Consider the following 7,779-nt stretch of genomic DNA (forward strand, 5'->3'; position numbering starts at 1 on the left):
ACAAAGGAATAAGCACATGTCAAAAATTTCATTTTTCTTCTCTGCCCTTCTCGCGGTTAGCTTGATGGTTGGCGCACCACAGGTCATTCACGCCGCAGGCTCAGAAACACCACCCAAACCAACGAACACGACGAAAAAGTGTAAGAAGGGCAAGGTATACGACGCAGAGTCCAAAAAATGCTTGAAAGTCGAAGCGCATAATTTCTCGGACGATCAACTCTACCTCGCGGCCCGCGAATTGGCGTATGATGGCCAGTACATGAACGCATTGCATGTGCTTGATGCAGCCGCCGATCAGAATGACCCACGCATTTTAAACTACCGTGGCTTTACAAATCGCAAGATGGGCAACCATGCGGTCGCAATGGATTTCTATGAAGCCGCTTTGACAATCAATCCTGACTACATCCTTGCGCGCTCCTACATGGGCCAAGGTCTGCTGGCCAATGGCGACAAAGACGGCGCACTTGAACAGTTGGCCCAAATCCGCGAACGTGGTGGGCGCAACACATGGTCCTACACGGCCCTTTCCATGGCGCTGCGCGGCACGCCCTCGAACTACTAAGTTCGAACAGACACGTGTTGCCAGCTTCGGCTTTTGCAGCCTAAGCTGGCGCATTCTCCAAACTAGGACAGAATTGAGAACGCGTTAGCAGATGGTTTGATCCCTTTGATGCCGCGCTTGCGCCGTTTCGCATGGTCATTGACACGCGATTGGCCAGATGCGGATGATTTGGTTCAAACATCCTATACACGCGCCCTCACGCGCGCCGATCAATGGCAAAGCGGCACCAAACTGGACGCGTGGATGTATCGTTTGATGCGCAATGTCTGGATCGACAAAACGCGAAAACGCAAAACCCGTGTTGGACAAGGCCAGGAAGATGCTGCAACAAGCGACGCGTTGCAAACCTCAGGTGATAGCCAAACAACCGCCTACGCAAATCAGGTCTTGGCACAAATCGCCCTATTGCCCGAAGGGTTTAGCACCGTTGTGTTGCTCGTCGCGGTTGAGGGCCACAGTTATTCAGAAACCGCAGAAATCATGGACATCCCGATTGGCACCGTCATGTCACGCCTCTCATCCGCACGCCAGAAACTACGCGCAGCACTTACACAACAAGGAGGAGCCCGCAGATGAACGATCACGCCCCTCTCGGTGAAGAACTGCTCGTTTGGCTAAGTGCATATGTCGACGGTGCGTTGAACGACGAAGAACGCGCAGAGGTTGATAAAGCCGCCGCGCAAGACCCTGCGATCGCCGCAGAACTGGACGCACTCTTTGCGCTGAATGACGACATGCGCGATGCTTTTGACGGCTTACTGGACATGCCTGCCCCACCCGCTTTGGGTGACAATATGATGTCAGCGCCTGTTGTCGCAAACACCAACCGCACGCCGTGGAAGGCCTTGGCCGCTATGCTGCTTCTAGGCGTCTTCTTGGGCAGTGCCACAACATGGATAACGCAGAGCGTCGCGCCACCTTTGCAAATCGCAACCAACCGCAGTTGGCTTGCTGACGTTGCAGAGTATCATCAAGTCTATGCACGCCAAACACGCCATTTAATCGAAGTGCAAGCATCCGAAAAGGATCACATCAAAACGTGGCTGGGCAAAGAAATCGGTGTGGCCTTCACGGTGCCTGACCTCGCTAACGCAGGTTGGACGTTCCAAGGCGCGCGCTTGCTTGTGGCGGCTGGAAAACCCGTCGCGCAATTGCTCTACACGGATGCAAACGGTGCTGTCATTGCGCTGTGCGCGTTGCAAAACGGGTCCGGTGGCGCGGCAGACACTGCGCTTAAAACCTTCGGGGCAATCCATATGGCAACTTGGAAATCCGCAACCGGCAGCTTTGCCCTCGTGGGTGGCGCACCTGACGTGCTCGAAAACCTAGCAAGGATCGCTGCACCACTCATCTAGGGCGTAGGCACCAATGAATCCTGCATCAAATCGTCGATGAAAAGGCTTAGAATCTGACTGCGTGTTCCAGGGGTGTATCGCAGCGCATCCCCCAACAGTTTAGCGGCCTATACCCCGAGTTTATGCACCAAACGCAAAAAAAGCGCTCCCGAAGGAACGCCTTTTAAAACGTCTCGCTTTGAAAGGTTTTAGCGGCCGTCTTGACCGCTCATGTCAAAGCCCAAGTGGCGCGCAACAGAGAAGATATCTTTGTCACCGCGTCCACACATATTCATGACCAGCAAATGATCTTTAGGCAGATCGCCCGCGATCTTCATCACATGGGCCAATGCGTGTGACGGCTCGAGCGCAGGAATGATACCTTCCAAAGCGCACGACAGTTGAAACGCCTCAAGCGCTTCTTTGTCTGTGATCGACACATATTTCGCGCGGCCAATTTCGTGCAGCCATGCATGCTCTGGCCCGATGCCCGGATAATCCAGACCCGCTGAGATCGAATATCCCTCTAGAATCTGACCATCGTCATCTTGCAGCAAATACGTGCGATTACCGTGCAGAACACCGGGGCGTCCACCTGTGAGAGACGCGCAATGCTCCATCTTCATGTTCACGCCCTTGCCGCCCGCTTCGACACCAATGATGTTCACAGATGTGTCGTCTAGGAACGGATAGAACAGACCCATCGCGTTGGAACCACCACCGATGGACGCGATCAGCGTATCGGGCAAACGCCCCTCGGCCGCGTGCATCTGTTCGCGGGTTTCCTTGCCAATAATGGATTGGAAATCACGCACCATCGCAGGATACGGATGTGGGCCAGCAACTGTACCGATGCAATAGAACGTATCGCGCACGTTGGTCACCCAATCGCGCAACGCATCATTCATCGCGTCTTTCAACGTACCACGACCTGAGGTCACGGGGATCACTTCAGCACCAAGCAGCTTCATGCGGAACACGTTTGGCGCTTGGCGTTCAACATCATGCGCGCCCATGTACACGATGCATTTCAGACCAAACTTCGCACAAACCGTCGCGGTCGCAACCCCGTGCTGACCCGCACCAGTTTCTGCGATGATCCGCGTCTTGCCCATGCGGCGCGCCAATATAATCTGGCCCAGCACGTTGTTAATTTTATGCGCGCCTGTGTGGTTCAGCTCGTCACGCTTCATGTAGATTTTTGCGCCGCCAAGGTGTTCGGTCAAACGTTCTGCATAATAAAGCGGGCTGGGACGGCCAACGTAATGCGTCCACAGGTCGTTCATTTCAGCCCAGAAACTATCGTCCGTCTTGGCCTTTTCGTACTCTTCCTCAAGCGACAGGATCAGGGGCATCAAGGTTTCAGACACGAAACGTCCACCGAAATCACCAAAACGGCCATTCTCATCAGGGCCATTCATGAAAGAATTAAAAAGATCATCAGCCATTGGTATATCCTTTTTGAGTTTTGTGATTGATAGAGCGCGCATCCGCCCACGTAAAGCGGTGTTAGGTCGCAGAAAGGCCCTGCGCTTCTTCGACAAAGGTCTGAATCAGACCCGCATGTTTAACACCTGTCGCAGATTCGACGCCCGAACTTACATCTACCTGTTGCGCACCCGTCAACCTGATCGCTTCGGCCACATTGTCAGGACGCAAACCACCCGCCAGCATCCAAGGCACCGTCCATTGCCGCCCCGCAATCAAACGCCAATCAAAGGCAAGTCCATTGCCCCCCGGCAAGTCCGCGTTCTTTGGGGGTTTGGCATCAACCAACAGCATATCTGCGACCGCCGCGTAGTCATCCAGCGCCGCTAGATCACCTTCATCGGCCACGCCAACAGCCTTCATCACAGGCAAACCATAACGGGATTTGATTTGTGCAACACGCGCAGGGGTTTCATGCCCGTGCAGCTGTAAAATATCCAAAGGCACGGTCGACGTTATTTCGTCCAACTCACCGTCATTCGCATCAACAACAAGCGCAACCTTAGCAATGCCCATAGGCACCTCAATTGCGAGCAAGCGTGCAGCCTCGATGCTGACGTTACGTGGTGATTTTTTGAAAAAGACAAAACCAATGTAGGATGCCCCAGCCGCAGCAGCGGCTTGAATATCGCTAGGATTTGACAGGCCGCAAATTTTTACAGAACATGTTGAAGCCTGCGCAGTCCCCGTTCCGGGGCCGACCAAAACTGGCATATCGCTCAGCTGGCCTCGTCTAGTAGCGCAAGGACGTCATCTTTGCCCTCGTGCTTTTCCGCTTTCAGGTTCTTGATCTCACGGCGCATAGCATTCATCTCGCGAAGCTGCGCTGCGGCCTCGGCGCGCTGCTTGTACTCGCGGATCCACTCCCAAAGGAAGCCGATCAACAAGCCAACACCAACGCCACCAAATATTACAACGAACAAAGGCATATCGATAGAATAATTGTATCCCATCAAACCGGCCATTTCAGTCGGCAACAATTCAAGGTTCACCATTTCACGGTTCGCCAAAGATACAGAAATCAGAACCACCGCAATAACAGCGAGCAAGACATACTTAATATAACGCATTGATTACTTTCCGTTTAGCCGATCACGCAGCAGTTTTCCGGTTTTAAAGAAGGGAACATGTTTTTCTTCGACAGGCACAGACTCACCCGTACGCGGGTTACGACCCACACGCGCGTCACGCTTTTTGACAGAGAAAGCACCGAAGCCGCGAAGCTCGACACGGTCACCGCGCGCCATCGTATCCGTGATTTCTTCAAAAACAGTATTAACAATACGTTCAACATCACGTTGATAGAGATGTGGGTTTTCGTCAGCAAGCTTTTGGATCAATTCAGACCGGATCATAACGCAGTGTCCCCTAGTATTCTTATTCGCGTGGTAGCGAGTTATTTACCTCACAACTATAGGAATTTTCACGCGTCTTAAAAGCCTGAACCGTCAGAATACCCCAAAACAGTCAATTCTTGCGCAGTTTCGTGCCCCGGACCTCGCAAATCTCTCTCAAATTCAGGTGCAGAACACCCTGAAAGGCAACTACAACATCCCTTGTCGCGATTCGCTTAACGTCTTACAGGCTTAAGAATGTTCAGTTTATCCCTCATGATATTTGCCTCCCTAGGATCAGCATGACGCAGCGCGAAACAGTGCTTCGGGTCGATTTCGTAAGCGGTGCTGTCGGGCATCGTCTGCGGTTTGGTGGCGGGCGAGGACAAGACTTGGCAAAGGCGATGGGACTGCGTGCTGGCAAAACACCCAGCATCATTGATGCAACGGCAGGCTTGGGGCGGGATTCATTTTTGTTGGCGTCACTTGGCGCGCAGGTCACCATGATCGAACGCTCCGCTCAGATGCACGCCCTGCTTGTTCAAGGCATGGAACGCGCCTTCGACGAGGGCGGCGCGTTTCGAGAGATAATCGAAAGCATGACACTCTTGCACGGTGACGCAAAAGACCTGCTGCCGGATCTGTCGGCCCAAGCAATCTTAATCGACCCAATGCACCCTCCCCGTAAAAACTCGGCGTTGGTGAAACGCGAATTACGTCAAGTGCGCGAGATTGTCGGAACCGATGAGGACGCCGCAGATTTAGTGCGCATCGCGCTGAATTGCGCGCGCAATCGCGTGGTCTTAAAATGGCCTGCAAAGGCTGACCCGATAGAGGACGTACGCGCGTGTTCTCACCAGATCCTCGGCAAATCGACACGCTATGATGTGTTCATGATTGCTTGAAATGCGGGGCGCTTCACGCATCTGATACGCGCGGGTACAGCGCACATGTCCTGCGGCGCTTTGGGGTATCGCGATAATAGTCCCCCAAACCACGCCGCTCGTCCTCTGGAAGCGCATCCCAATCAGACCAGACAAGATCGATCATAGTCCAACACCGATGCCATGCGCTCTAGAGCACCCGTACTTGGTATCCCCACCAAAGTGGTCACTTGGTTTGGAACATGCCCCGTTGTATTCAGAACATTGTCTGTACGTTCACGGTTCAATTGGATCATGGGGTTGGATTTCGAAATAAACTTGCTGTCGATAATCACCACCTTCGACCCCAGCATTTTGACTTTTGCGAGCAGTCCGTAGTGATCCATCACATGATATAAAATGCCATACAGTGCGACCACGTCAAAGGTTTCTGGCCGTTCGATCAGCCGATCGAGTTCTCTATATAAATCGCTGTGCTTAAAAGTGACGCGTTGCTTAAAATCCGAGTCGGGAAACGCGTTATAGAACCGATCAGTTCTTCGCGCTCCTCTATACCGTAAACATGCGCTGCGCCCGCACCGGCCAACGCATAACTCCAACGGCCATCATGGGACGCAATATCCAGAACTTTTGCATCCTCTATGAACGGTTTGAAAGGGGCTACAATAAAATCATAGCGCATATTCATGCGCGCGACGTCGGCATTTCGATACCCGTCCCACCCTCTTAAGAAATTGAAAAAATCGCTAATTTCCCCACTCCACACAACGCGCACTATGCATTTCTAATTTACGCACGATCAAGACAGCGGTTCTGCTTGCTGGCGCGCCAAAATCCCCATCGTTGCAGCAACCAACCTAGAAACTGTCAGCCCGCCCAAACCATCAATGTCCACTTCTGGCATAATTTCCACAAAATCAACCGCTGCAATTCGGCCGCGTTCTGCCGCGCCGCTAATCAATTCCAAAGCTTGATAATAACTCAAGCCCCCCGGCGCGCGACCAATCGTATTTGCTGCAATTGACGGATCAAGCGCGTCGATGTCGATGCACAAGATAACATTGGTTCCCAAATCTATTTGATCGATGACCTGTCTAATCCCTCGGGCATGGATATCAGGGCCCGTAAAGAAGATGCTCCCCCACGCAACCGCGTCTTCATAATCAGATGAATGCCCAGAACCGATCCCGCGCGCGCCAACCTGAATGATCTTTTCGATATGATCCATTTCAGAGGCGCGCCGCATCGTGGAGGATAGCCCCATATTTTCACCCATGTGCGTGTCGCGCCAATCAATGTGCGCATCTATTTGTAAAACAGTGTATTTTTTTCCCGTACTGCCCATCGCTTGCAACATCGGGATGGGGATTGAATCATCTCCGCCCACGACAATGGGGATGACATCACATGCAAGAACGGATGACACAGCATTTTGGATCGTTTGGCGATTGGCTGAAAAATCGGTTTCGCTCCATGGCAGATCACCACAATCAACGGCGCGTTTTGTACCCTTTGGAAACGTCGGTCCGCCAAGATCAAAATTGTGTCGGTCTATATTCGCTGTAAGCGACGCAATTGCTGTCCGAAGAGAAGCTGGCCCGTTTTGTGCATAGGCACCAACTGATCCGTAAGGCGTCGCGCATGGGGCCCCGATAAAAGCAGAAGATGCGTCAATATCCGTCATGTCGTTGCATGCAGGCAATCCTAAAAAGGTGTCCGCATTTGTGGCTCCGAATAGCGCAGCAAGGTCAGGTTTTTTGGCCATTGATCTTCTCTCTTTTGAAAGATGATCCTGCCAGCATAAAAGAAACTGTCAACAAAAATACGAGTATTCGCGCAGGGCTTTCTGGGGGCCTTGTGGCCGCGTAGTCGCCCTTCCCATCAAACGTAAAAAGGCCCCGAAGGATAACTCCCTCGGGGCCTTTCTAATTTCTAAAGCGTTAACGCTTACTCGTCGTCAGACTTCAAAGCTGCGCCAAGGATATCGCCCAAGGATGCACCAGAGTCAGAGGAACCGTACTGCTGTACCGCTTCTTTTTCTTCTGCAATCTCGCGCGCCTTAACGGACACACCCAAGCGACGTGTCTTCGCGTCGACGTTCGTGATGCGAACATCAACCTTGTCGCCAACGGAGAAACGCTCTGGGCGCTGCTCTGCACGGTCACGGGACAGGT

At 52.6% G+C, this 7,779-nt stretch carries 12 protein-coding genes; 4 read left to right on the forward strand and 8 right to left on the reverse strand.

Features of this window, described 5'->3' with window-relative positions; genetic code table 11:
* Positions 1-16: 16 nt before the first annotated feature.
* From QZ279_RS12935 to QZ279_RS12945, 3 genes are all read left to right on the forward strand, one after another.
* Positions 17-565 (forward strand): tetratricopeptide repeat protein, encoded by a 549-nt coding sequence (locus tag QZ279_RS12935; RefSeq protein WP_293451520.1) that lies wholly within the window; start codon positions 17-19, stop codon positions 563-565.
* Positions 566-673: 108 nt separating this feature from the next.
* Positions 674-1,141, forward strand: a complete 468-nt coding sequence (locus QZ279_RS12940; RefSeq protein ID WP_293451522.1) for an RNA polymerase sigma factor — start codon at positions 674-676, stop codon at positions 1,139-1,141.
* Positions 1,138-1,920, forward strand: a complete 783-nt coding sequence (locus QZ279_RS12945; protein ID WP_293451524.1) for an anti-sigma factor — start codon at positions 1,138-1,140, stop codon at positions 1,918-1,920. Before QZ279_RS12940 ends, QZ279_RS12945 begins: the two co-directional genes overlap by 4 nt.
* A gap of 188 nt (positions 1,921-2,108) precedes the next feature.
* On the opposite strand, the gene trpB is transcribed toward QZ279_RS12945, so the two are convergent.
* The 4 genes from trpB to ihfB form a co-directional block, all read right to left on the reverse strand.
* A complete protein-coding gene (gene trpB / locus QZ279_RS12950) occupies positions 2,109-3,347 on the reverse strand; it encodes a tryptophan synthase subunit beta (protein WP_293451526.1) in 1,239 nt (412 codons plus the stop codon).
* Positions 3,348-3,408: 61 nt separating this feature from the next.
* Complete coding sequence (locus tag QZ279_RS12955; RefSeq protein ID WP_293451528.1) at positions 3,409-4,101, reverse strand: phosphoribosylanthranilate isomerase; 693 nt, start codon at positions 4,099-4,101, stop codon at positions 3,409-3,411.
* Positions 4,102-4,106: 5 nt separating this feature from the next.
* Positions 4,107-4,457, reverse strand: a complete 351-nt coding sequence (locus tag QZ279_RS12960; protein WP_293451530.1) for a lipopolysaccharide assembly protein LapA domain-containing protein — start codon at positions 4,455-4,457, stop codon at positions 4,107-4,109.
* 3 nt (positions 4,458-4,460) lie between these two features.
* Complete coding sequence (gene ihfB, locus QZ279_RS12965) at positions 4,461-4,742, reverse strand: integration host factor subunit beta (RefSeq protein WP_293451532.1); 282 nt, start codon at positions 4,740-4,742, stop codon at positions 4,461-4,463.
* A gap of 281 nt (positions 4,743-5,023) precedes the next feature.
* Here ihfB and QZ279_RS12970 point away from each other — a divergent pair, with 281 nt between their 5' ends.
* The gene (locus tag QZ279_RS12970; RefSeq protein WP_293451534.1) at positions 5,024-5,626 is read left to right on the forward strand and encodes a class I SAM-dependent methyltransferase; all 603 of its coding nucleotides are present in this window, start codon (positions 5,024-5,026) and stop codon (positions 5,624-5,626) included.
* Positions 5,627-5,748: 122 nt separating this feature from the next.
* Here QZ279_RS12970 and QZ279_RS12975 read toward each other — a convergent pair whose 3' ends face one another.
* From QZ279_RS12975 to QZ279_RS12990, 4 genes are all read right to left on the reverse strand, one after another.
* On the reverse strand, positions 5,749-6,024 hold the full coding sequence (locus QZ279_RS12975) for a hypothetical protein (RefSeq protein ID WP_293451536.1): 276 nt from the start codon (positions 6,022-6,024) through the stop codon (positions 5,749-5,751).
* A gap of 23 nt (positions 6,025-6,047) precedes the next feature.
* Positions 6,048-6,293: a hypothetical protein gene (locus tag QZ279_RS12980; RefSeq protein ID WP_293451538.1), complete on the reverse strand. Its 246-nt coding sequence runs from the start codon at positions 6,291-6,293 to the stop codon at positions 6,048-6,050.
* 111 nt (positions 6,294-6,404) lie between these two features.
* A complete protein-coding gene (locus tag QZ279_RS12985; RefSeq protein ID WP_293451540.1) occupies positions 6,405-7,289 on the reverse strand; it encodes an arginase family protein in 885 nt (294 codons plus the stop codon).
* Positions 7,290-7,552: 263 nt separating this feature from the next.
* Positions 7,553-7,779: S1 RNA-binding domain-containing protein (locus tag QZ279_RS12990; RefSeq protein WP_293451542.1), on the reverse strand; the 227-nt coding region annotated here is incomplete at its 5' end.

Source organism: Planktotalea sp., assembly GCF_018607965.1.
Classification (GTDB): Bacteria; Pseudomonadota; Alphaproteobacteria; order Rhodobacterales; family Rhodobacteraceae; genus Planktotalea.